The organism is Moritella sp. PE36, from assembly GCF_000170855.1.
In the GTDB taxonomy this organism is placed as follows: domain Bacteria; phylum Pseudomonadota; class Gammaproteobacteria; order Enterobacterales; family Moritellaceae; genus Moritella.
The window spans coordinates 1-21500 of record NZ_ABCQ01000065.1 but is presented as its reverse complement, the minus strand read 5'-3'; the positions used below and the strand labels follow the sequence as shown (position 1 = coordinate 21500).

Annotated in this window: 23 protein-coding genes and 1 pseudogene; 17 read left to right on the top strand and 7 right to left on the bottom strand. The window is 38.0% G+C overall.

All coding sequences use genetic code 11. The features are described 5' to 3' along the window. Positions 1–238, bottom strand: a 238-nt coding sequence (locus tag PE36_RS21120; protein ID WP_006034137.1) for a TetR/AcrR family transcriptional regulator, incomplete at its 3' end; no start/stop codon positions are given. Positions 239–642: 404 nt separating this feature from the next. Between PE36_RS21120 and PE36_RS21115 the strand changes: the two are divergent. The 11 genes and pseudogenes from PE36_RS21115 to ttcA all read left to right on the top strand — a co-directional run. After that, positions 643–1470 (top strand): annotated as a pseudogene (locus PE36_RS21115) (cbb3-type cytochrome c oxidase subunit I); the annotation flags it as partial. Between the two features lie 13 nt (positions 1471–1483). Then, a complete protein-coding gene (gene ccoO, locus PE36_RS21110) occupies positions 1484–2086 on the top strand; it encodes a cytochrome-c oxidase, cbb3-type subunit II (RefSeq protein ID WP_006034135.1) in 603 nt (200 codons plus the stop codon). 11 nt (positions 2087–2097) lie between these two features. Beyond that, entirely contained in the window at positions 2098–2289 is a 192-nt protein-coding gene (locus PE36_RS21105) for a CcoQ/FixQ family Cbb3-type cytochrome c oxidase assembly chaperone (protein ID WP_006034134.1), read from the top strand. 12 nt (positions 2290–2301) lie between these two features. Next, the gene (gene ccoP / locus PE36_RS21100) at positions 2302–3213 is read left to right on the top strand and encodes a cytochrome-c oxidase, cbb3-type subunit III (RefSeq protein ID WP_198138640.1); all 912 of its coding nucleotides are present in this window, start codon (positions 2302–2304) and stop codon (positions 3211–3213) included. A 96-nt stretch (positions 3214–3309) separates the two neighbouring features. Beyond that, positions 3310–3801 (top strand): FixH family protein, encoded by a 492-nt coding sequence (locus PE36_RS21095; RefSeq protein ID WP_006034132.1) that lies wholly within the window; start codon positions 3310–3312, stop codon positions 3799–3801. Next, on the top strand, positions 3801–6194 hold the full coding sequence (locus PE36_RS21090; RefSeq protein WP_006034131.1) for a heavy metal translocating P-type ATPase: 2394 nt from the start codon (positions 3801–3803) through the stop codon (positions 6192–6194). The genes PE36_RS21095 and PE36_RS21090 overlap by 1 nt, the downstream gene beginning before the upstream one ends. After that, positions 6194–6379 carry a cbb3-type cytochrome oxidase assembly protein CcoS gene (gene ccoS / locus PE36_RS21085; RefSeq protein ID WP_006034130.1) on the top strand — a complete coding sequence of 62 codons (186 nt, stop codon included), beginning with the start codon at positions 6194–6196 and terminating at the stop codon, positions 6377–6379. The genes PE36_RS21090 and ccoS overlap by 1 nt, the downstream gene beginning before the upstream one ends. Beyond that, positions 6369–7055: a sulfite exporter TauE/SafE family protein gene (locus PE36_RS21080; RefSeq protein ID WP_006034129.1), complete on the top strand. Its 687-nt coding sequence runs from the start codon at positions 6369–6371 to the stop codon at positions 7053–7055. The genes ccoS and PE36_RS21080 overlap by 11 nt, the downstream gene beginning before the upstream one ends. 44 nt (positions 7056–7099) lie before the next feature. Then, a complete protein-coding gene (locus PE36_RS21075; RefSeq protein ID WP_043994940.1) occupies positions 7100–7846 on the top strand; it encodes an FNR family transcription factor in 747 nt (248 codons plus the stop codon). A gap of 185 nt (positions 7847–8031) precedes the next feature. Then, a complete protein-coding gene (gene uspE / locus PE36_RS21070; RefSeq protein WP_006034127.1) occupies positions 8032–8943 on the top strand; it encodes a universal stress protein UspE in 912 nt (303 codons plus the stop codon). Positions 8944–9061: 118 nt separating this feature from the next. Further along, positions 9062–9991: a tRNA 2-thiocytidine(32) synthetase TtcA gene (ttcA, locus tag PE36_RS21065; protein ID WP_006034126.1), complete on the top strand. Its 930-nt coding sequence runs from the start codon at positions 9062–9064 to the stop codon at positions 9989–9991. 97 nt (positions 9992–10088) lie between these two features. Here the strand turns inward: ttcA and PE36_RS21060 are convergent, their stop codons facing one another. Beyond that, on the bottom strand, positions 10089–10736 hold the full coding sequence (locus PE36_RS21060; RefSeq protein WP_006034125.1) for a DUF2987 domain-containing protein: 648 nt from the start codon (positions 10734–10736) through the stop codon (positions 10089–10091). A gap of 267 nt (positions 10737–11003) precedes the next feature. Between PE36_RS21060 and potA the strand changes: the two genes are divergently transcribed. The 4 genes from potA (at position 11004) to PE36_RS21040 (ending at position 14838) form a co-directional block, all read left to right on the top strand. Further along, positions 11004–12107, top strand: a complete 1104-nt coding sequence (gene potA / locus PE36_RS21055) for a spermidine/putrescine ABC transporter ATP-binding protein PotA (protein ID WP_006034124.1) — start codon at positions 11004–11006, stop codon at positions 12105–12107. Then, positions 12100–12957, top strand: coding sequence for a spermidine/putrescine ABC transporter permease PotB (gene potB / locus PE36_RS21050; RefSeq protein WP_006034123.1), 858 nt, complete (start codon positions 12100–12102; stop codon positions 12955–12957). Before potA ends, potB begins: the two co-directional genes overlap by 8 nt. Then, a complete protein-coding gene (potC, locus tag PE36_RS21045) occupies positions 12950–13720 on the top strand; it encodes a spermidine/putrescine ABC transporter permease PotC (protein WP_006034122.1) in 771 nt (256 codons plus the stop codon). Before potB ends, potC begins: the two co-directional genes overlap by 8 nt. 83 nt (positions 13721–13803) lie before the next feature. After that, on the top strand, positions 13804–14838 hold the full coding sequence (locus PE36_RS21040) for an extracellular solute-binding protein (protein ID WP_006034121.1): 1035 nt from the start codon (positions 13804–13806) through the stop codon (positions 14836–14838). A 96-nt stretch (positions 14839–14934) separates the two neighbouring features. Here PE36_RS21040 and cobB read toward each other — a convergent pair whose 3' ends face one another. Next, on the bottom strand, positions 14935–15660 hold the full coding sequence (cobB, locus tag PE36_RS21035; protein ID WP_006034120.1) for a Sir2 family NAD+-dependent deacetylase: 726 nt from the start codon (positions 15658–15660) through the stop codon (positions 14935–14937). Between the two features lie 261 nt (positions 15661–15921). Continuing rightward, positions 15922–16647 (bottom strand): phasin family protein, encoded by a 726-nt coding sequence (locus tag PE36_RS21030; RefSeq protein WP_006034119.1) that lies wholly within the window; start codon positions 16645–16647, stop codon positions 15922–15924. A gap of 243 nt (positions 16648–16890) precedes the next feature. Here PE36_RS21030 and PE36_RS21025 point away from each other — a divergent pair, with 243 nt between their 5' ends. Beyond that, the gene (locus PE36_RS21025; protein WP_006034118.1) at positions 16891–18117 is read left to right on the top strand and encodes a threonine/serine exporter ThrE family protein; all 1227 of its coding nucleotides are present in this window, start codon (positions 16891–16893) and stop codon (positions 18115–18117) included. 85 nt (positions 18118–18202) lie between these two features. Next, a complete protein-coding gene (radA, locus tag PE36_RS21020) occupies positions 18203–19597 on the top strand; it encodes a DNA repair protein RadA (protein WP_006034117.1) in 1395 nt (464 codons plus the stop codon). Between the two features lie 203 nt (positions 19598–19800). Here radA and PE36_RS21015 read toward each other — a convergent pair whose 3' ends face one another. The 3 genes from PE36_RS21015 to PE36_RS21005 all read right to left on the bottom strand — a co-directional run. Beyond that, positions 19801–20235, bottom strand: a complete 435-nt coding sequence (locus tag PE36_RS21015; protein WP_006034116.1) for a YcgN family cysteine cluster protein — start codon at positions 20233–20235, stop codon at positions 19801–19803. Between the two features lie 11 nt (positions 20236–20246). Then, positions 20247–20918, bottom strand: a complete 672-nt coding sequence (locus PE36_RS21010; protein WP_043994939.1) for a fumarylacetoacetate hydrolase family protein — start codon at positions 20916–20918, stop codon at positions 20247–20249. Between the two features lies 1 nt (position 20919). Then, positions 20920–21500 (bottom strand): lytic transglycosylase domain-containing protein (locus tag PE36_RS21005; protein ID WP_006034114.1); only part of this gene is annotated, 581 nt, incomplete at its 5' end.

Here is a 21500-nt window from a genome sequence, read left to right as displayed (position 1 = left end):
ATTCCAATGCTTGGAGATGACGTTCAGCCAATGCACGGATAATTGATGCTTTATTAGGGAAGTAGCGGTACAAAGATGTTCTGGTTAAACCCGATGCTTTAGCAATATCAGAAGGGGTCGCATTCGCAATCCCGATTTCATCAAATAAGGCGGCCGCGGAGTCAATAATTTGTTTTACTCTTTCAAGGCTTCTTTCCTGCCTAGGAAGATTTCTTTGCATCGTATTATTCTCTGTCATATTCCCTCTTGCTGCTGTACAAATTAAATGATAAAAAGTGAAATAAACTATGCTTAATCGCAACCCTGAGGTACATCTATCAATTTTATACTAATAATTTAATATCGGCGAAATAAAACAATAATTGACGGATATTGGCTCAAGTTTAGACTTAAATTAAGTAAGTAGAGCTTTAACCCTACTCTATGATAGCGCAATTAATTAACAAATTGCAGATGAAATACGCATATTTTAGTCCACCTATTGCATTAAAATTCATGACTCCGTGTTATCTATAAATATAATACCTTGATATGACTTAATTTTCGTTGGCTTTCAAACTAAAAATAAAGACATCATAGCCAACTGTTTTTTATAAATATTTTAGTGTAACCCGTTGGGTAAGCTTAGTTACCAGCTCATATGCAATGGTTCAGTGGTGGTATGGACATAATGCCGTTGGCTTCCTGCTAACAGCTGGTTTCCTTGGTATGATGTATTACTTCGTGCCTAAGCAAGCGAATCGTCCTGTTTACTCATATCGTTTATCTATTGTTCACTTCTGGGCATTAATATCGTTATACATCTGGGCTGGTCCTCACCACCTTCATTACACAGCACTACCTGATTGGACTCAAACAGTTGGTATGGTAATGTCGTTAATCCTATTCGCGCCTTCATGGGGTGGTATGATCAACGGTATAATGACGCTTTCAGGCGCATGGCATAAACTACGCTATGATCCTATCTTACGTTTCCTAATTGTATCTCTGTCTTTCTATGGTATGTCTACGTTCGAAGGACCAATGATGGCAATTAAGAGTGTAAACGCATTATCGCATTACACTGACTGGACTATTGGTCACGTACACTCAGGAGCACTAGGTTGGGTTGCAATGGTATCTATCGGTGCTATCTATCACTTAATCCCTGTATTGTTTAACCAAGGTCGTATGTACAGCATCAAGCTGATCAACGTTCACTTCTGGTTAGCAACTGTTGGTACGGTTCTTTATATTGTTTCAATGTGGATCTCGGGTGTAATGCAAGGTCTGATGTGGAGAGCGGTAAATGCTGACGGTACATTAACGTACAGCTTTGTTGAGTCACTACAAGCTTCATATCCATTCTACTTCGTACGCTTCCTTGGTGGTGTGTTCTTTGTTACAGGTATGTTATTAATGGCGTATAACGTCTTTAAAACAATGTCTGCAGCAGATCACTCAATCAAAGCTGACGCTGAAGCTGCATAGTTAGGAGATAGTTATGAAACATGAATTAATTGAAAAGAACGTTGGTTTATTAGCGATCTTCATCGTCATTGCTATCAGCTTTGGTGCGATGGTTGAGATTACACCATTGTTCTGGCAAAAAGATACTACTGAACCACTTGACACTCTACGTCCTTATACGGCGTTAGAGATGGAAGGTCGTGATATTTATATCCGTGAGAACTGTGCCGTTTGTCATAGCCAAATGATCCGTCCATTCCGTGCAGAAACAGAGCGCTATGGTGCATATTCTGTTGCTGGTGAATCTGTATGGGAACATCCGTTCTTATGGGGTTCTAAACGTACTGGTCCTGATCTAGCGCGTGTTGGTGGTCGTTATTCTGATGATTGGCATCGTGCGCATTTACTTGATCCACGTAGTGTTGTTCCTGAGTCAAACATGCCTGCTTTCCCTTGGTTAGCTGAAAATGTATTAGACGGTTCAGAATCTGCGGCGAAACTTAGTATCTTTAAAGACTACTTTGATGTTCCTTACACAGATGCCGATATTGCTGGTGCAGAAGCAGCAGTAAAAGGTCACACTGAACTAGACGCTTTGGTTGCATATCTACAATCATTAGGTCATGCATTAAAATAAGGGGATAACTTATGGATTACGGTACATATCAAGGGGTTTATACCCTTATACTAATGGCCATTATGATCAGTATTACTGTTTGGGCTTACAGCAAACGTCAAAAAAGTGCGTTTAATGAAGCTGCTAATTTAGTATTTGCTGATGAAAAAGTCCACAGTGATTCACTTAATGGAGAGCAGAAAGATAAATCTGCTCATATTTAGGAGTTTATGATTATGAGTACTTTTTGGAGTATTTGGATCACAGTGATCACACTAGGTACTATTTTTGCTTGCCTAGGTCTACTTTGGATGTGTGATAAAAACGATACTGGCGTTAAAGAAGGCGAATCAATGGGTCACTCTTTCGATGGCATCGAAGAGTTAAATAACCCATTACCAAAATGGTGGAAATACTTATTTATTTTCACTTGTATTGGTGGTTTTATCTATTTCGCACTTTACCCAGGTCTAGGCAGCTACAAAGGTTTACTTGGTTGGACTAGTGCTAACGAGTATCAGCGTGAAATTGAATCTGCAGACGAAAAATATGCTGCGGTATTTAACAAACTGGTTAAAACAGAAGAAAGCAACTTTACTGAATACCGTGAAATTGCTGACATCGCGAAGGACAAAGAAGCAGTAAAAGTAGGTCAACGCCTATTCTTACAAAATTGTTCTCAGTGTCATGGTTCTTCTGCACGTGGTGCGAAAGGCTTCCCTAACCTAACTGATGGTGATTGGTTATACGGTGGCTCAACTGCTGATATCAAAACGACTATCATGCATGGTCGAGCTGGTGTGATGCCCGGTTGGTTACCTGTATTAGGTGATGAGAAAGTAGACCAAGTAACAACCTATGTTGTTGGTTTATCAGGCCGTAAAGTAAATGCACGTGAAGAAGCAGCAGGTAAAGAAGTATTCCTTCAAACTTGTTCAGCTTGTCACGGCGCAGATGCTAAAGGTATGACTATGCTTGGCGCACCAAACCTTACGGACAAAACTTGGTTATACGGTGGCTCACGTAAAGCTATCGAACAAACTATTAGTTATGGTCGTAACGGTGTAATGCCAGCATGGGGTGATATCCTAGGCGAAGATAAAGTAATGCTATTAAGCGGTTATGTTTACAGTTTAAGTGTAAAGTAACGTAATAGTAGTAATTTAAAGCTCCATTTACTGAATGGAGCTTTTTTTTTGGCTATAACTTTGTTAAGTTTCACCTTTCCCTTCTTGGAGTTCACAATGAAATCTTATTGGTATAAAGAACCTTGGTTCTGGTTCGTCATTTTCTTCCCTGTATTGTCTGTGGTTGCTGGTACTACTACTTTCTTTATCTTTCAAAATAATCAGCCAGATATGGTTTCAGATGATTACTATAAAGATGGTAAAAAAATTAACCAAGACTTAACCAAATACCACACCGCTTTGGCGCGAAATATTACCTTCGACCTAAAATTTGACGATGGATTTGCCGTGTTTACACCAGCAACAGGTGACATGGTAGAAAATGAAGCGCTTAATATTTCATTCTTCCACGTGACGTTAGCAAAACATGATATTTCAGTGTTGGCAACAGCGTCGGGTGACGGAAGTTACCGCGTAGAAATGCCAGGCGATATGCTAAAAGGTAAATGGCGTGTGCGGGTAGAATCTTTTGATGGTAAATGGCGCATTCAAGAATACGTTAAATATCCAAATACCTCAGTAATTAAGTTAGACGGCGAGCAAGATTAATGTCAAACGGTACTAATTGTTATCACTGTGGCGAAGGTGTTTTAGCTGCAGATAAAAATAAATATAAAGTGTACATCGCACCTGAAGAACGTGAAATGTGTTGTCCAGGGTGTATGTCAGTCGCAGAAATGATCGTCGGTTCTGGTTTGAGTTCGTATTATGCACACAGAACTGATTTATCACCGACAGCAAAGCAATTAGTACCGGATGAATTATTACGATTAGAAATATATGATGATAATGAAATTCAAGATGAATTTGTTTATCAAGACGGTGAGATCAAAGAGATCACCCTTACGGTAGAAGGCCTTAGTTGTGCTGCCTGTGCTTGGTTAATTGAAAGAAGCTTTCGCAGTACCAAAGGTATCCATTTCATTAACGTCAATGCGACAAGTAATCGTATATCGATTAAATGGATTGCTGAACAAGTCAAACTCAGTGATATATTAAAACAAATTAATAACTTAGGTTACAGTGCATCGCCTTTTCAAGCCGACCAGCATGAACTGATGTACACCAAGCAACTTAAATCTTATTTCAGACGCTTGGGTTTAGCTGGATTAGCGACAATGCAAGTGATGATGTTTGCTGTTGCACTCTACTCTACTTGGTTTGGCGATATGGAAGAAATGTACCGCCAACTTTTCCGTTGGGTAAGTTTAATTGTTGCCACACCAGTACTGCTTTATTCCGCACAACCTTTCTATTCTAACGCGCTGCGTAATTTACGCACCCGAACGCTTGGTATGGATGTACCTGTGTCGATCGCGTTGCTCGGCGCTTATACAGCCTCTGCTTATGCAACAATGACAGGCACTGGTGAAGTTTATTTTGAATCAATTTCAATGTTCACTTTTTTCTTATTATTTGGCCGCTATTTAGAGTTAAGGGCCCGAAAGAAAACATCAGAACTCAGTGCCAACATGGCAAAGCTTGTTCCTAACATGGCGTTACGTGTAAGTGAAGATAACAGCGAACAACTGATTCCCACTAAACAACTTAATGTTAATGATTACGTTATTGTTAAAAGTGGCGAAGTAATCCCCTGTGACGGCATTATTATGAATGGCGAAACAAGTGTGGATGAATCGATGCTTACCGGTGAATTTTTACCTATCGTTAAATCAGTTGATAGTGATGTGTATACAGGTAGTCTCAATGTCGAACAAACAATTACGATATGTGTGACTAAAACACACAAGCACAATTTGATTTCAGAAATTATTCGCTTACAAAATACAGCACAGTCATCAAAGCCGCAGATTGCTGTTTTGGCCGATAAAATATCACGTTATTTTGTTCTCGCGTTATTAATCATATCCGCTGGTACTTACTTGTTCTGGTTAGGTCATGATCCAGACAAAGCATTTTGGATCACCTTGTCTGTCCTTGTTGCAACCTGCCCTTGCGCATTATCACTGGCGACGCCAACGGCATTAACCTGTGCAACGAGCTTTTTATCACAACGTGGTATTTTAATCCGTAAAGAGCACGTACTTGAATCGCTCACCAAAGTTAATGAAATCGCATTTGATAAAACGGGTACGTTAACCAAAGGTGTATTCACCCTTACTAAGATAACATCGGACAGTGGAATGTCAGAGGATGAATTGTTACGTACTGCAGTGTCATTAGAACAGCATTCAACGCATCCCATTGCGTCTGCGTTTAAATCAAACAGAGATAAAATTCAATTTGATAAAACAGAAAATCACATTGGTTTAGGTATTTCAGGATTGATTGGTGATGATAGTTATAAAATTGGCTCTGCTAAATTTACACAACACATCAGCACAGAATCCGATGGTAAAGACATCGTTGTTTATTTAACAAAGAACAGTCAACTGATCGCACGTTTTTATATTCAAGATGAGATGCGTGATAATGTTGCGACGACTTTAGATTATATCGCTGAATCAGGCTTAACGGTTACGCTACTCACTGGCGACAATGAAAACAATACCGATAAAGTAACCGAAGGCTTGGCAATTACCAATAAGAAAACAAGCCAATCACCTGAAAGTAAACTGGCCTACATCAATCAACAACAAGCACAAGGCCAATTAATGCTGATGGTTGGCGATGGGGTTAACGATGCACCAGTGCTCAGTGCTGCGACAGTATCTGTTGCCATGGGCGAAGGTTCTGATTTAGCTAAAAATAGTGCTGACGTGGTGTTATTAAGTACAGATTTTATCGCAATGAAATATATGCTGGCTACTGCGACAAAAACATATAAAATAATCAAACAAAACTTAATGTGGGCGCTTGGGTATAATTCATTAATTTTACCGTTAGCAATCTCAGGGAGTGTACCTCCGTACATTGCAGTGATTGGTATGTCACTTAGTTCACTACTCGTTATTGGTAATTCATTAAGGTTGTTGAAGTAATGGAAATTATTTTTATGTTAATTCCGATAGCGATGATTTTCGTTGCTATTGCCGTTGCTATCTTCTTTTGGGCTGTTAAGTCAGATCAATTCGAAGATTTAGAACGTGAAGGCAGTAATATCTTGTTTGACGATAATAATAACGAATCACCTGTTGTTAAATCTGTAACCAAACATGATAAGTAGTCTAATTGCGGCATTTATGATCGGGATATTAGGTGCTGGTCATTGTATTGCTATGTGTGGCGGTATTTCTGGCGCTATTGCACATGCCAGCAAACAAACGACTGACGCTAATACCCTCGCCCCGCTTTTTTATAATTTAGGACGAATCAGTAGTTATACACTGATCGGTGCTATCGTCGGTTTCACTGCGCAAATTGGATTAAACTTTGGCGCTGGTTATGATTTTTTACTGATCTTACGCTTTGTTTCGGGTATTACATTAATACTGATTGGTTTATACATTGCACAACTCAATTCAGCGATTCTCCAACTCGAAAAAGTAGGTCGTTTAGTCTGGCGCTACATTCAGCCTCTTGCACGCCGATTTTTACCATTAAAAACACCTTATCATGCCTATCCTTTGGGCTTTTTATGGGGTTGGTTACCCTGTGGTTTAGTCTATTCGGCATTAACACTGGCTTTATCTAGCGGGTCAACATTAAACTCTGCATTAATTATGTTCGCATTCGGCTTAGGCACCTTCCCAATTATGTTCTTGGTTGGTAGATTATCAAGTAAATTCAACAAGTTAATTCAGAACTCAAAGTTTAAAAAGTTTAGTGGTTTATTGCTGGTTCTATTCGGTTTACATGTTATTTACATAGCTTTAGTACAATTAAGTGCTTCTGGTATTTAAATTTGCTACAATATTGACATATATCAAAAGAGTTTATTGGAATTATGGCCTTAGATAAGAAGATACCAACACGAACTACTGCTTTGAAGAGTGAAATCCACTGTCAGAACTGCAGCATCAGCCAACTTTGCATACCATATTCTTTGAATGATTCGGAACTAGATTCACTCGACCAAATTATTGAACGCAAAAAGCCTTTTCAAAAAAATGACGAAATTTTTAAAGCCGGTGATAAAGTTAAAGCACTTTATGCCATCCGTTCAGGTTCTGTTAAATCATATACAATTACTGAGCAAGGTGATGAACAAATCACAGGCTTCCACCTAGCCGGTGACTTAATCGGCTTTGATGCATTAAGCACTGGTGTGCACCCAAGTTTTTCACAAGCACTTGAAACATCGATGGTATGTGAAATCCCGTATGACACCCTAGATGATCTGATTGGTAAAATGCCGATGTTACGTCGTCAAGTGATGCGCTTAATGAGTGGCGAGATCGCGGCAGACCAAGAAATGATTTTATTGTTAAGTAAGAAGAATGCTGAACAGCGTCTCGCTGCTTTCTTAAATAATCTTTCGGTGCGTTTCTCTGAACGTGGCTTCTCAGCTAAAGAATTCCGTTTAACCATGACGCGTGGTGATATTGGCAATTATTTAGGCCTTACTGTTGAAACCATTAGTCGCTTACTCGGTCGTTTTCAAACAAGCGAAATGATTGAAGTAAAGGGCAAGTACATCAGCATTATCGATCGTGAAAGTCTTGCAGTACTTGCAGGTAAAAAAGAAGCTTAAGCGAGTCACCTTAGTTAACCGCCCTTGAATCAAAATGTTAACTCACGGGCTTAACAAAAAAGCAGCGCATTTATGGCATCTATCACAAATTGGGATATAGTTAGGTAAGTAAAATTGTTGATTATGTATAATCGATATAATAAACATATACTTAATCTATATTCAATTTGTTATCAAGGTGTCTTATGAATAAATACAAAAATATTCTAGTGGTTGCAGATCCCGTAAACACACCACAAATCGCATTATCCCGTGCTTTGTATCTTGCTTCTCAACAAGATAATGTTTCTATTTCTCTTCTCCTTGTTATCTACGACCTTTCTTATGAGTTAACCTCTCTTTTTTCGAGTGATGAACGTCAGTCTATGCAAGACGCGATTGTTTTCGAAGAGAAGAAATCATTTACCAGACAACTAGAACAAGATTATCCAGGTATAAATATCAAGTTAAAGCTGATTTGGCATAAGCGTCCATTCGAATCAATATTAGAAGAAGCGAAGCTGAATAATCATGATTTAATTGTTAAAAGCACTCACGCTCATAATAAATTAAGTGCTGTAGTGTTTACGCCAACGGATTGGCATTTATTACGTAAAAGTCTTTGTCCTGTGTTATTAGTAAAAGATCATGAGTGGCCAATCGATGGTAATATTGTCGCGGCAATTCAGGTGCTTGAAAGCACGAGCTTAAGTTCAGAAGATGATTATTCAATTAACGAACGGATCACACAAGAAGCAATGCAGTTAAAAGAATTGTTGAATGCAAATATACATTTAGTTAACGCATACCCAAGTACCCCTGAGCATATCTCAATAGAAATTCCCAATTTTGATGCTGTTGCCTATAATCAAGAAATAGAAGATCACCACAAAACGGCCATGTATAAACATGCGGAAAAATTTAACGTCGCTAAAGAAAATGTGCATATACAATCAGGGGCTCCTGAAGATGTTATCGCTGACATTGTTCAAGAAGTCGATGCCGAATTAGTTATTCTCGGCGCACCAACGCGTAATGGGTTTTCTGCTTTCCTCATTGGCAATACGGCTGAAATGGTGATTGATTCAATTAACTGCGACCTTTTGGCATTAAAATAATTCACGAATATTCGTTTACAAATTTAAGCTAACGCTATGCCCTTGCTCCGGAACTTGCTTTTCAGGCTTGCTTGGGTATACTGCGCTGCTTACAGCAATATTTATCCTGAGTGTCCCAATGAATCCTGAAAATCTTACCGTTTTAGAAAAAAAACAATTTGCTAAACTGAACAAAAAATTGCGCCATGAAACAGGTAAAGCAATCATTGATTATAATATGATTGAAGATGGTGACAGAGTCATGGTTTGTTTATCTGGTGGTGCTGACAGTTACACAATGCTAGACATTCTGCTTCAATTAAAAGCAGCTGCACCAATCAGTTTTGATATTATTGCGGTTAACTTGGATCAAAAGCAACCGGGTTTCCCTGAAGATATTCTGCCCCGCTACCTTGAAAATCTGGGTATTGAATACAAGATTGTTCAGAAAGATACTTACAGCATCGTTAAAGACAAGATCCCAGAAGGAAAAACAACGTGTAGTCTTTGTTCTCGTTTGCGTCGTGGTATTCTTTATAACGCAGCTGTTGAACTGCGCGCGACCAAACTTGCACTTGGCCATCATGCTGACGATATTGTTGAGACATTATTCTTGAATATGTTTCATGGTGCCAAAATGAAAACAATGCCGCCAAAACTGATTTCGGATGATAAACGTAACATTGTTATTCGCCCACTGGCATATTGCCGCGAAGCCGATATTAAAGCTTATTCAGCATTTAAAGCATTCCCGATTATTCCTTGTAACCTTTGTGGTTCACAAGAAAATCTACAACGCCAAGCCGTCAAAAAAATGTTAGCACAATGGGATGAAACAAATCCTGGCCGAGTAAATAATTGTTTCAACTCGATCCGTAACATTGTACCAAGTCACCTTGCCGATCTTAAAGCGTTTGATTTTGTGAACATGGATCTAGAACGTGCTGATGAATTAACAGAATTCGATACTGCGTTTGATAATGAAATTGATATGATACCGACTGCGCAATCTAAGTCAGGTGTTGAGAATTTCGATCCAACTGAAATGGTTACTATCGTTGAATTATAAAAACGGCAGAAGTTAAGAATAAAGATAGAATTTTAAATTGAAATAGAAAAGCACTGCGTTAATGCAGTGCTTTTTTTATTCTCTAATTAAGAGTCAATCAAATTTCAGTTAGCGGAACAATGCGTAGCGGTTGTTTACTGAATTTTATTCCAGCAATCTTATCGCGAATGATTTCGTCCTGCGATAATGAAATTTGTTTGCCACTTTTAAATAAATGGCCATTGCTAGTGTAAGCATCTACAGTCTCATCAAAAATAAACTGTACACCCACCGTTGCTGGTAAATTCATTCGGCCAAAGTAACCTGCCATATTACCTAAAAACAAATCAAACTCTTCAATTTGCTTCACTAAAGATAACGTTGAATATTCAGCAGTGTTATTTTCTGTTGTCATAATTTGAAACGTAGCGTCACAAGACGCTATATCCGTCACATTCACGTGCAGTTTTGCTTTATTGTCACGTAAGTCTTTATCGAATGGCAGCAGCAGCTCAGAGTCAGCACCAATTTCGACATCCGTAATCGCGCCTTCGAAATTAATAAATGCGTTTTCAATCTGGCAATGTTTACCAGTCTGACTATTATTAAGAAAAACACCGATTTTGGTATTAACGTATTGTTCTTTTTTACTATTTTTTATTCGATTATAGAAACCATCATAACCAACGACTAATTCTTGGGCGCTTAAAGAAGGGACAAGGAGACTTGAAAGAAGCACCACTTTAATGAAATGGTTATTGAACATGATCTGATCCTTAATAAATAAGTAAAGGGCTAACTAAAACGAAAAGTTATATGAGTTTGATTATACCTAATATCGGCCATAAATTAGAGTACATATTCCGCCTTTATTTACTTTTAAAGTTTTAAAAATGACCTGAACGTGTTTTATATTCATTATTTTTATTGAAGTGCAAATTTATGCTTCATTTCTGTGAACTATAGCATTAGAATTCACGCAAATTGTTCATCTTATTAGATTAGATGTACTTCTTATCATTTAGGTTTATTGATGCTTAATAAAAATCAGAACTCAATCATTAGACTTGCTAACGCAAAAAAGTCATTTGATAACAAACTTATTATTAATGACTTAACATTAGATATTTACGATGGCGAATTCGTTACCATTTTAGGCCCTTCAGGTTGTGGTAAAACAACCGTATTACGTGTGCTTGCAGGTTTAGAAACGCTAGACAGTGGTGATGTATATCTCGAAAATAAATGCATTACTCATGTACCCGCCGAAAAACGTAATACAAATACTGTATTTCAAGGCTATGCTCTGTTCCCTCACATGACTGTGTTTGAAAATATAGCCTTTGGTTTGCGCATGAAAAAAATTGCGGAAGCTGAAATTACACGACGTGTTGACGATATTCTCGCTATCGTCAAGTTAACTGATTTTAAAGATCGCCAGCCAAGTCAGCTTTCAGGTGGTCAACAGCAACGTGTTGCAATTGCACGCGCTGTGATTAACCAGCCCAAAGTACTGTTATTGGATGAATCGTTAAGCGCATTAGATTATAAGCTTCGTAAAGAAATGCAGAACGAGCTTAAAATGTTGCAACGAAAGTTAAACATTACGTTTATATTCGTTACGCACGATCAAGAAGAAGCATTAACAATGTCTGATCGTATTATTGTAATGAACAACGGGAATGTTGCACAAATTGGTACGCCACGAGAAATTTATGAAACGCCGATTAATTTATTCGTGGCTAAGTTTATTGGTGAAATTAATATCTTCCCTGGCGTTATTGAATCATGCCTAGGTGAAAATAAATACATCGCCAATGTGCATGGCTGCCAGTATACGATTTCAACTGAATTATCGTTAGAGCTCGATCAGAAAGTCAACATTTTGTTACGCCCTGAAGATCTCAGAATTAAAGAAATAGACGCTAAAGCGACGTCGGCACAGATTACGGGACATATTGTCGAACGAAATTATAAAGGAATGACACTGGATTCGGTTATCCGCTTAGATTCGGGTGAAAGAGTACAAATCAGTGAATTCTTTGACGAAGATGATCCAGATTTTGACCATAGTCTCGGACAAAAAGTGGCAGTTTCTTGGGTTGAAAGCTGGGAGGTTATCTTAACAAATGAATAATTCGTCGCTTTTTAAACGTTTCTCTATTGGACTGTTACTTGTTTGGTTGAGCGTCTTCGTCTTAGTGCCTAATTTAATGATTATCGTCACCAGTTTTTTAACTCGTGATGATGCAAACTTAATTAGTTTAACATTTACGCTAGACAACTATGTGCGTTTATTTGATCCCTTGTATTTTAAAGTATTACGTCATTCTGTATACATGGCGAGTATAGCAACGTTTGTCTGCTTAATTATTGGCTACCCTTTTGCTTATACGATAGCCCAATTACCGAAAAAAATAAGACCCGTGTTGTTGTTCTTAATTATTGTACCGTTTTGGACCAATTCATTAATTAGAACATACGGCATTAAGATCTTATTAGCCAAAAAGGGTCTACTCAACGCTTTCTTACTCAATTTACATATTATTGATAAACCGCTAAAGCTTATGTACACCGAATTTGCCGTCATTTTTGCCTTGGTGTATATATTACTGCCATTTATGATTTTACCTTTGTACTCGAGTATTGAAAAAATAGATAAAAACTTGATTGAAGCCGCAAAAGATCTTGGTGCATCCAAGTTTACTACTTTTTTAAAAGTGGAATTACCTTTGACTATGCCGGGAATTATCGCTGGTATGCTATTGGTATTTTTACCTGCGATGGGAATGTTTTATATTGCCGATCTGGTCGGTGGAGCTAAAAATTTACTGATTGGTAATATTATAAAAACACAATTTTTGAATATTCGGGATTGGCCGTTTGGTTCTGCCGCGAGTATCACCTTAACGGTGTTCATGGCTGGGTTACTATTTTTCTATTATAAGGTAGGTAAATCGATTAAAAACAGAGGTAACAATGCTTAAACGTCATATTTCCAAAGTCTTGTTATTATTCGTATATATCTACTTGTATACTCCTATCTTTATTTTGATCGGAAATTCGTTTAATGGCTCTAAATACGGCTTAAAATGGAAGGGGTTTACGACAAAGTGGTACGAGCTACTCTGGAACAACGATACATTACTCCAAGCGGCATTTAACTCGATCACCATCGCTGTTTTTGCATCATCCATTGCTGTCGTTATTGGTACGTTGGGTGCTGTGGCTTTATTTAAACATCAGTTTAAAGGGAAAAAGTTTATATCTGGGCTACTCTTTGTGGTGATGATGTCTCCCGATATTGTGATGGCGATTTCATTGTTAGCTTTATTTATTATCCTTGGTTTAGACCTTGGTTTTGTTACCTTACTTATCGCTCACATCACCTTTTGCATCCCGTTTGTTGTGATCACAGTTTACAGTCGTTTAAGTAATTTTGATAACGCGATATTAGACGCCGGTAAAGATTTAGGTGCAAGCGAAGCAACCATTTTTAGACGTATTATTTTACCCATTGCGAAGCCAGCAATCATTGCCAGTTGGTTATTATCATTTACCTTATCACTTGATGATGTAATTGTGAGTTCATTCGTGACGGGCCCTAGTTTTGAAGTACTGCCATTAAAGATATATTCAATGGTTAAAGTTGGCGTTTCGCCAGAGGTTAATGCATTAGCGACGGTCATGATTTTGATATCAATTTCGTTTGTTGTTGCCGCAGGCCTTGTTAATAAAAGTGAAAAGTAGATTCACTAGAATCGATTTTACTTATTATGCAGCCTTGTGCTGCTGTCATTTACTATTAAATACAAAGAAGAAGTCAAATTACTATGTTTAAATCGACCTTAAAGTGTATAGCCACTGCCCTACTTTTTAGTAGCTCAGCTTACGCAACAACAATTAATTTTTATAACTGGTCTGAATATATTCCACCAGGTCTGTTATCTCGATTTACAGAGGAGACCGGTATCAAAGTGGTTTACTCAACGTATGAATCAAACGAGTCTATGTACGCGAAATTAAAAACGTATGATAAGAATGGCTATGACTTGGTGGTACCTTCAACTTATTTCATTAGCAAAATGACAAAAGAAGGCATGCTTCAGGAAATAGATCATAAGAAGCTAACTAATTTTGATAACCTCGAGCCGTCTTTGTTAAACAAAGAATACGATTTAGGCAATCGTTATAGTATTCCGTATATCTGGGGCGCGACGGGTATTGGTGTGAATACAGCAAATATTGAATTAACATCGATAACAAGTTGGACAGACTTATGGGATCCTAAATGGGAAGGTCAGTTATTATTAACCGATGACGCTCGTGAAATATTCCATATGGCACTAAAAATACAAGGTCATTCAGCTAATACACAAAACGAAGAAGAATTAGCACAAGCCTATGAGCTATTAAAAAAACTAATGCCAAACGTACTTGTATTTAACTCTGATACACCGGCTAATCCATATATTGCAGGTGAAGTTGAACTTGGTATGATTTGGAATGGCAGCACCTACATGGCGCAACAAGAAGACAGTGACATAACCATGGTTTACCCAAAAGAAGGGGCTGTATTTTGGATGGACAGCTTAGCCATTCCTAAGAATGCGAAGAACGTTGACGCAGTACATAAACTTATCGACTTCTTGCTACGACCTGAAGTTGCTGCTGAAGTTGCTTTAGAGATTGGTTATCCAACGCCTAACAAGGCCGCTAAAAAATTGTTACCAAAAGAGTTTACTGAAAATAAGATCGTATTTCCAGATGCAGAAACAATTGCAAACGGTGAGTTCCATTCTGATGTTGGCGAAGCGAATATTATATACGAACGTTATTACGAAAAATTAAAAGCACAAAACCTATAAGGTTAGCCGCTAATTAACGGTGAGTGTTGGATATTAAAAAGGTGCATAGAAGATGCACCTTTTTATTATCCATAATATAAGATTACAATAGTTCGTTTAGAAGAACTGTTTATCGCGAGCCATTAACTCTTCTACCAATTCTCTCACTTCATCTGTTGCTTTTCCCACGCGATGCTCTCTAAAGTTATCCGAGATATGAGTCGCATCAAGGTTTATTTCAATTGTGTGTGCACATACTTTATTGGCTTCATTAACAAAATCAGCCGCTGGATAAACAGATCCTGATGTACCAATTGCGATAAACAAATCAGCTTTGCTGAGTGATTTGTAAATATCGTTCATAAATAACGGCATTTCATTAAACCAAACCACGTGTGGACGAAGGTTACCTTGTTCTTTACAGCATGGACATTTCAATGATTTATTTAACTGCTTGTATGGGAATAATTTTTGTGTTTTTTCACAGCGCGCTTTGACTAACTCGCCATGCATATGAATTATGTCGTTTGCTCCGCCTCGCTCATGTAAATTATCAATATTCTGAGTAACAATAGTGACATTACCTGAATAATTTTTTTGCAATTCTGCGAGAGCTACATGCGCATCATTCGGTTGAATGCTGGGCAAAGACAATTGATTAAATCTTTGATTATAGAAACTATAAACTAACTCAGGATCTCTACGGTAACCTTCCAGAGTGGCTATGTCATCAATGTGATGCTTAGCCCATAAACCATCACTTGCACGGAATGTTTCAATCCCTGATTCAGCTGAAATACCGGAACCGGTGAGGATGACTATGTTGTTATAGGTGTCAAACATTTAACTTCTCTTTGTTATAAAACTTGTATTAACCATACCATTATTGTGCTTTTGTAGCACGATGAAATAACCGTTTGAGATAATTTATTTGTGTAATGTGATACGGATTTAAAACTTACTATTCAAATGATAACAACTAGTTATGTGACTAGGTGTTATTTAAGGCGCAAGAATAATGAAAGACGGGACGTGTACTCTAAGCATTAAATCGGCAGTAAAAGGCTTGTGGCTATTACTACCGAAATAACTATTTTTATATTATTATTTCTTTTTAGCTACATTTTTTTTAACACGGCGATTAGTTACTTTTTTTGTATGCTGTTTAACTACGGCAACTTTTTCAACTACTTCTGTTACTACTGGTTTAACGATAACGGGAGTAACTTGAGTTGTGATTTTAGTCACTGCCTCCGTCACTTTTTCAACTACTTCTGTTACTGCAGGTTTAACGCTAACGGGTGTAACTTGAGTTGTGATTCCAGTCACTGCCTCTGTCACTTTTTCAACTACGGCAGTGATTTCAGCCGTTACTGTGGCAGCTTTATTTGTTACAGCTAGCTCGACCTTTTCAATTATGTCTTGTACAGCTTCAATCTCTGTAGCCGTTGCATTTTTTTGTTCTGTTTTAGCATCAGCAAGTGCGATTTCAATTTGTTCAATTTTATCAATGATGTTATCGAAAGTATTAGCATCAATATGCGTTAAATTTGAAACTGCACTTTGCACTTTACCTTGTAAAGCATTCGTTGCATTTTGACTAGCCGTTGCTAATTTTTCTTTTTGAGACGAGATAGTCTGTGTCGTATCAGCCTCTAACTTGCGGCCACGTTCGACGAGTTCGTCAAATATAGAATGGCTTTTAGTCATAGTGTTAGATGCAGATTCATAACCTTTATCATAGGCACCTAAACCTGCTAACCAGATATTACGTGTGATTTGATCTTTGGCAGACCATACTTGTTTTGCTGCAGTAATTACTTTAGACATAAAAAACCCTTTTGAAGCCGTTAATACAATATAAATTTCGTTACTAACATATTATCGAGGTAAATTAGAAGATACATTCCAAAGTTTTAGATCCATAAGCTAGCTCGCACTGTTAAAATAACTTTTTGATTAACAATGAATTAACAAATTTCAATTAAATTAAAAATATCCAACAATTTAGCTAACAAATTAACTTAAATAGAACTAAAATAGGCGTCCTTTAGTACTTTCCAGAATATAACTATGCCCAGTCAAACCCATAAACTGCAAATAAACTTTATTATTAAACTTGGCCTTGCATTACATCGTTGTGGTGCGACGAGTTACAGAATTGAAAACCATTTATTGAATTTGGCAAAATTCTGGAATATTGAAGCAAGTTTCCTTGTGACACCCACGGCTTTTACCTTCATCTTTTCGAGTAATCCAGATGATCAACGCACACATATTGCACGTGTTCAGCCCTCTGGAAATGACCTTGGGAAATTGGCTGTTATTGACGAAATCGTCGAAAAAGTTGTTGATTCACAGGTGACTCTCGATGAAGCTATCGAATTATTGATTGAAGCAAAACAACAACCGAGTTTTTATGGCATTAAAACAGAAGCACTAGGCTGGTGTGTAACAGGCGGTGCGTTTGCGATGCTGTTGTCATCGTCGAGTTTAGATATCATCAGTTCGTTCTTGTTTTCGTTCCTGGTGTTTGTATTATATAAATTATCAGCTCATTCTGTCCGTTTAGCGTCAATTGTGGAGTTTTTTGCTCCGTTTATTTCCGCTATCCTAGCCTGTTTCATCGCAAGCCTCGGTATAAACATCAATGTGCCTTTTGTGATTTTATCTTCGGTTATTATTTTCATTCCCGGACTTGCTCTCACAGTAGCATTAAGTGAAATCGTAAATAAAGATCTGGTATCTGGTACATCAAAATTAGTCGATGCAACAATGTTGTTGTTCAAACTTTATTTCGGTGCATTACTTGGTATTACATTAGGTAATCTGATATGGGCAATCGATCCACAGATGTTAGATATGAGTTACTCGTTACCTGACTGGAAAAACTATATTGCAGTTGTTGCGCTCTCAACAGGACTTGTTGTTGCCTTCAATGTTCACAAATCAGATATGATCTGGGGTATTGCGGCGGGCCTAATTGCATATGTTGTCAGTACCTTTGCCGCACAATATTTAGGATTTACACTGGGTACTTTTGTGGGTTCGTTTACTGTTGGTCTTTTTAGTAATATCTATGCCATTATTAAAAACAGACCCGCATCGATTGTATTAATTCAAGGCATTGTATTGTTAGTGCCTGGTAGCCGTACTTATATGGACTTAAATACCTATATCTCAGGTCATGAGATAATCAATAACATTAATGATAGCGGTTTTGTATTTATGATCTTCATTGCAATCCTCGCTGGCATGATCTTAGCCAATGCCGTATTACCTGCGAAAAAGAGTTTGTAATATCATCAAGCTACCTTAATAACTGTATATACATCCAGATACTCATGCTATTATTATGGCATGAGTATTTTTTTATAGTTAAGTCATGGCCAAAACTCCAAAAATAAAAATAAGTTTCCTCTGTTCCGAATGTGGCGCTACCGCCCTTCGTTGGCAAGGCCAGTGTAACGCTTGTAAAGCATGGAATACATTAGCTGAATTCAAAGAAGCAACATTACCTAGCCAACAACGAACCATTGCATCTCAAGGTGGTTACGCCGGTACAATCGGCAATACTGTTAAAAAGATGTCAGAAGTATCGCATGTCGAATTGAACAAAATTAATACCCAAATTGGTGAATTAGACCGTGTGCTTGGTAATGGCCTTACAGTAGGCTCTATTGTGTTAATTTCTGGTGATCCTGGTGCAGGAAAAACGACAATATTGACACAGCTCGCTGCAAATATTAGTAAGCAGATGGTTTCAATGTACTGCACTGCGGAAGAAAGCTTAGAACAGTTCAAAAGCCGCGCGATAGAACGTCTGAAAATTGATTTTATTGAAGACAACTTGCTTCTCATGTCTGAATATATCATTTCGAATATTATGGAACGCGCACTCGAATCAAAAGTTAAATTTTTAATTATCGATTCTATTCAAGCGCTAGAAAGTGAACATTGTAATGGTAGTGCCGGTTCTGTCAGCCAAGTGAAAGGCTGTGCACAAGAGCTCAGTCGATTTGCTAAACAACATGGCATCACGCTAATCATTGTTGGCCATGTGACAAAAGGCAGTGACTTAGCCGGTCCTAAAACACTTGAACATATCGTTGATACCCTACTCCACATTGAAGTTAACGACAGTATTATTCGTACTATTCGCGCGAGTAAAAACCGTTTTGGTGATGTTGACCAAGTTGGTATTTTCCAAATGCACAGTAAAGGCATGCTGTCTGTTGATAATCCAAGTAAATTGTTCCTGTCTGGCGCTGACGAGAAAGTAGCAGGCTCTGCGATTACTTGCATACGTGATGGCAATCGTAATTTGTTGCTTGAAGTACAGTGCTTAGTTTCGGAATGTGAAGCTGAAAATCAACAACGTGTCAGTATTGGTCTTAGTTTCAACCGTTTGAAGATGATAACAGCCGTTCTACGTAAACACGGTCGGATTAAACTCTTCCATGATATTTATGTTAACTTGGTCGGCGGTTTAAAATTACCTGAAACAGACACGAGTGCTGATTTGGCCATTGCCGCGTCACTTATTAGTTCACTGAATGATATAGAAATGTCTCGTAAACATTGTTTTATGGGGGAGATATCACTGAGTGGTGAAGTTAGACCAATTAATGGTGGTGTTCCTCGTGTAAACGAAGCGATCAAACACGGTTTTGAAGTGATATATATCCCTAAAGCGAACTATCATAAGTCGATGGAAAGCAGTGGCGCTAAGATAATACAGATCGAAAAGATTAGTGATTTGTTAGAAGCTCTTAATTAAACTAGCGTGCTAAGAAATCATTGAAGTTTAATGCTTAGATTATGGACCGTCTAAGTGTTAAATTTAAAGTAAGATGTTTTTAGCTATGTTAAAAACATCTGCATGATGGTCTAAAGTAGTTAATGTCAAATTAGCTAATAGGCGTTAAAACACAGCCAAATTAAAGGGGGTAATTAAGCCCCTTTAATTTGGCTTCGTGACGATTATAATTTAAACATGATGATATGGTCTTCTAAATCACCAGCTTGTGATTCGGCAACCGCTTTACCACGAATCGAATAACCTAACTTATGCATCTCTGATTGACTCCCCGTGAGTAATGGATGCCATTCAGGTATGTCACGCCCTTCTAAAAGACGCTTGTAAGCACATGTTTCTGGTAGCCAATGGAATGCATCAATATCATCTAGTGTGACTTTAAAACAATCAGAAACGTACTTAAATCGCTTTTCATATTTTTTACAGCGACAGGTTTTAGTGTTTAATAATTCGCAAGCGACATTGGTAAAATGAATTTCTTCTGATTCATCTTCAATGATCTTATGTAAACAACACTTACCACATCCATCACAGAGTGATTCCCACTCTGAATCTGTCATTTTAGCGAGTGTTTTAGTCTGCCAAAATTTTTCTACCATGTAATTAATCTCTAAATGAACTCGCAGCCGAATTTATAACGGTTTGTAAGTGTTAATGCAAGCTTATCGCCTGAATTAAGTACCCCTACCCCTGCGGGCGTGCCTGTTAATACAATATCACCGGGTAACAAGGTAAAACATGCCGTAATCTCAGTCAGCAATGACTCAATAGAACGCATCATATTAGCAGTACATCCCTGCTGCCTTAGCTGATCATTGACGGACAACGTGAAATCAAGGTTATTCACATCTCCAAACTCTGCAAGTGGGATAAACGGAGTCACCGGACAAGCATTATCAAACGCTTTTGCCCTTTCCCAAGGATGTCCTTGGCCTTTAAGCGATGATTGTAAATCACGTAAAGTAAGATCAAGCCCTAAACCAACTCCCCAGATTAACTCAGAAAGCACAATTGACGTTCCTTTCGTTATTGGTGACTTAATTAATAGCGCTACTTCTAACTCATTGTGGCACTCCCCTAAATCAACCGGAAGTGGCAACGGCTTATCGAGCGCAACTAATGAGGTTGAAGGTTTAATAAAAAGTAATGCTTGCTCGGGTACGTCATTACCAAGTTCACGGATGTGATCAAGGTAGTTACGACCGATACAAACAACTTTACCAACTGGCAGTGCGAGTTGCTTATTATCTATGCTTTGGTGTTCATAAAGAGAATCAATCATTTCAGTCCCTGAATTTGATAGCATCTGATAAGTGTGCGACGGATGTTGCAAAATAATCTGAACGATTCCAACGCATTATGCTTTTATAATTGTTGTAAGCTAAATAGATACGACCATTTTCACCATCGGGCATGATCAGTGACGCATCAAGAACAACGTTTGGTAATGATTTACCTTCAAATGTTCTTATCCCTAACGCTTGCCATTCTGGTAGCGTCTTGGTCAGTTTTAATCCTGAAATATTAGCATCATAGTCTTTTGGCAGTGTTACTTGTCGGCCCCAAGTATAAGTATCGTCCCAGTTTGCTTGTTTAAGATAATTTGCAGCAGAAGCCAGTGCGTCAGCTCTGCTGTTCCAAATATCTTTTTTACCGTCGTTATTATAATCGACAGCATATGCATTAAAGGATGTTGGCATGAACTGAACCTGACCCATCGCGCCAGCCCAAGAGCCTTTCATATTTTCGGAGGTAATATGACCTTCATCAATAATTTTTAATGCCGCAAAAAATTCTTTCTTAAAAAAGGTTTCACGTCGGCCATCATAAGCAAGAGTCGCTAATGCAGAAAGCGTCGAGAAGT

Excerpts from the sequence above, each read along its gene's own strand:
- ccoO (WP_006034135.1), top strand. The coding sequence starts at position 1,484 with ATGAAACATGAATTAATTGAAAAGAACGTTGGTTTATTAGCGATCTTC.
- PE36_RS21105 (WP_006034134.1), top strand. The coding sequence starts at position 2,098 with ATGGATTACGGTACATATCAAGGGGTTTATACCCTTATACTAATGGCC.
- ccoP (WP_198138640.1), top strand. The coding sequence starts at position 2,302 with ATGAGTACTTTTTGGAGTATTTGGATCACAGTGATCACACTAGGTACT.
- PE36_RS21095 (WP_006034132.1), top strand. The coding sequence starts at position 3,310 with ATGAAATCTTATTGGTATAAAGAACCTTGGTTCTGGTTCGTCATTTTC.
- PE36_RS21090 (WP_006034131.1), top strand. The coding sequence starts at position 3,801 with ATGTCAAACGGTACTAATTGTTATCACTGTGGCGAAGGTGTTTTAGCT.
- ccoS (WP_006034130.1), top strand. The coding sequence starts at position 6,194 with ATGGAAATTATTTTTATGTTAATTCCGATAGCGATGATTTTCGTTGCT.
- PE36_RS21080 (WP_006034129.1), top strand. The coding sequence starts at position 6,369 with ATGATAAGTAGTCTAATTGCGGCATTTATGATCGGGATATTAGGTGCT.
- PE36_RS21075 (WP_043994940.1), top strand. The coding sequence starts at position 7,100 with ATGGCCTTAGATAAGAAGATACCAACACGAACTACTGCTTTGAAGAGT.
- uspE (WP_006034127.1), top strand. The coding sequence starts at position 8,032 with ATGAATAAATACAAAAATATTCTAGTGGTTGCAGATCCCGTAAACACA.
- ttcA (WP_006034126.1), top strand. The coding sequence starts at position 9,062 with ATGAATCCTGAAAATCTTACCGTTTTAGAAAAAAAACAATTTGCTAAA.
- PE36_RS21060 (WP_006034125.1), bottom strand. The coding sequence starts at position 10,736 with ATGTTCAATAACCATTTCATTAAAGTGGTGCTTCTTTCAAGTCTCCTT.
- potA (WP_006034124.1), top strand. The coding sequence starts at position 11,004 with ATGCTTAATAAAAATCAGAACTCAATCATTAGACTTGCTAACGCAAAA.
- potB (WP_006034123.1), top strand. The coding sequence starts at position 12,100 with ATGAATAATTCGTCGCTTTTTAAACGTTTCTCTATTGGACTGTTACTT.
- potC (WP_006034122.1), top strand. The coding sequence starts at position 12,950 with ATGCTTAAACGTCATATTTCCAAAGTCTTGTTATTATTCGTATATATC.
- PE36_RS21040 (WP_006034121.1), top strand. The coding sequence starts at position 13,804 with ATGTTTAAATCGACCTTAAAGTGTATAGCCACTGCCCTACTTTTTAGT.
- cobB (WP_006034120.1), bottom strand. The coding sequence starts at position 15,660 with ATGTTTGACACCTATAACAACATAGTCATCCTCACCGGTTCCGGTATT.
- PE36_RS21030 (WP_006034119.1), bottom strand. The coding sequence starts at position 16,647 with ATGTCTAAAGTAATTACTGCAGCAAAACAAGTATGGTCTGCCAAAGAT.
- PE36_RS21025 (WP_006034118.1), top strand. The coding sequence starts at position 16,891 with ATGCCCAGTCAAACCCATAAACTGCAAATAAACTTTATTATTAAACTT.
- radA (WP_006034117.1), top strand. The coding sequence starts at position 18,203 with ATGGCCAAAACTCCAAAAATAAAAATAAGTTTCCTCTGTTCCGAATGT.
- PE36_RS21015 (WP_006034116.1), bottom strand. The coding sequence starts at position 20,235 with ATGGTAGAAAAATTTTGGCAGACTAAAACACTCGCTAAAATGACAGAT.
- PE36_RS21010 (WP_043994939.1), bottom strand. The coding sequence starts at position 20,918 with ATGATTGATTCTCTTTATGAACACCAAAGCATAGATAATAAGCAACTC.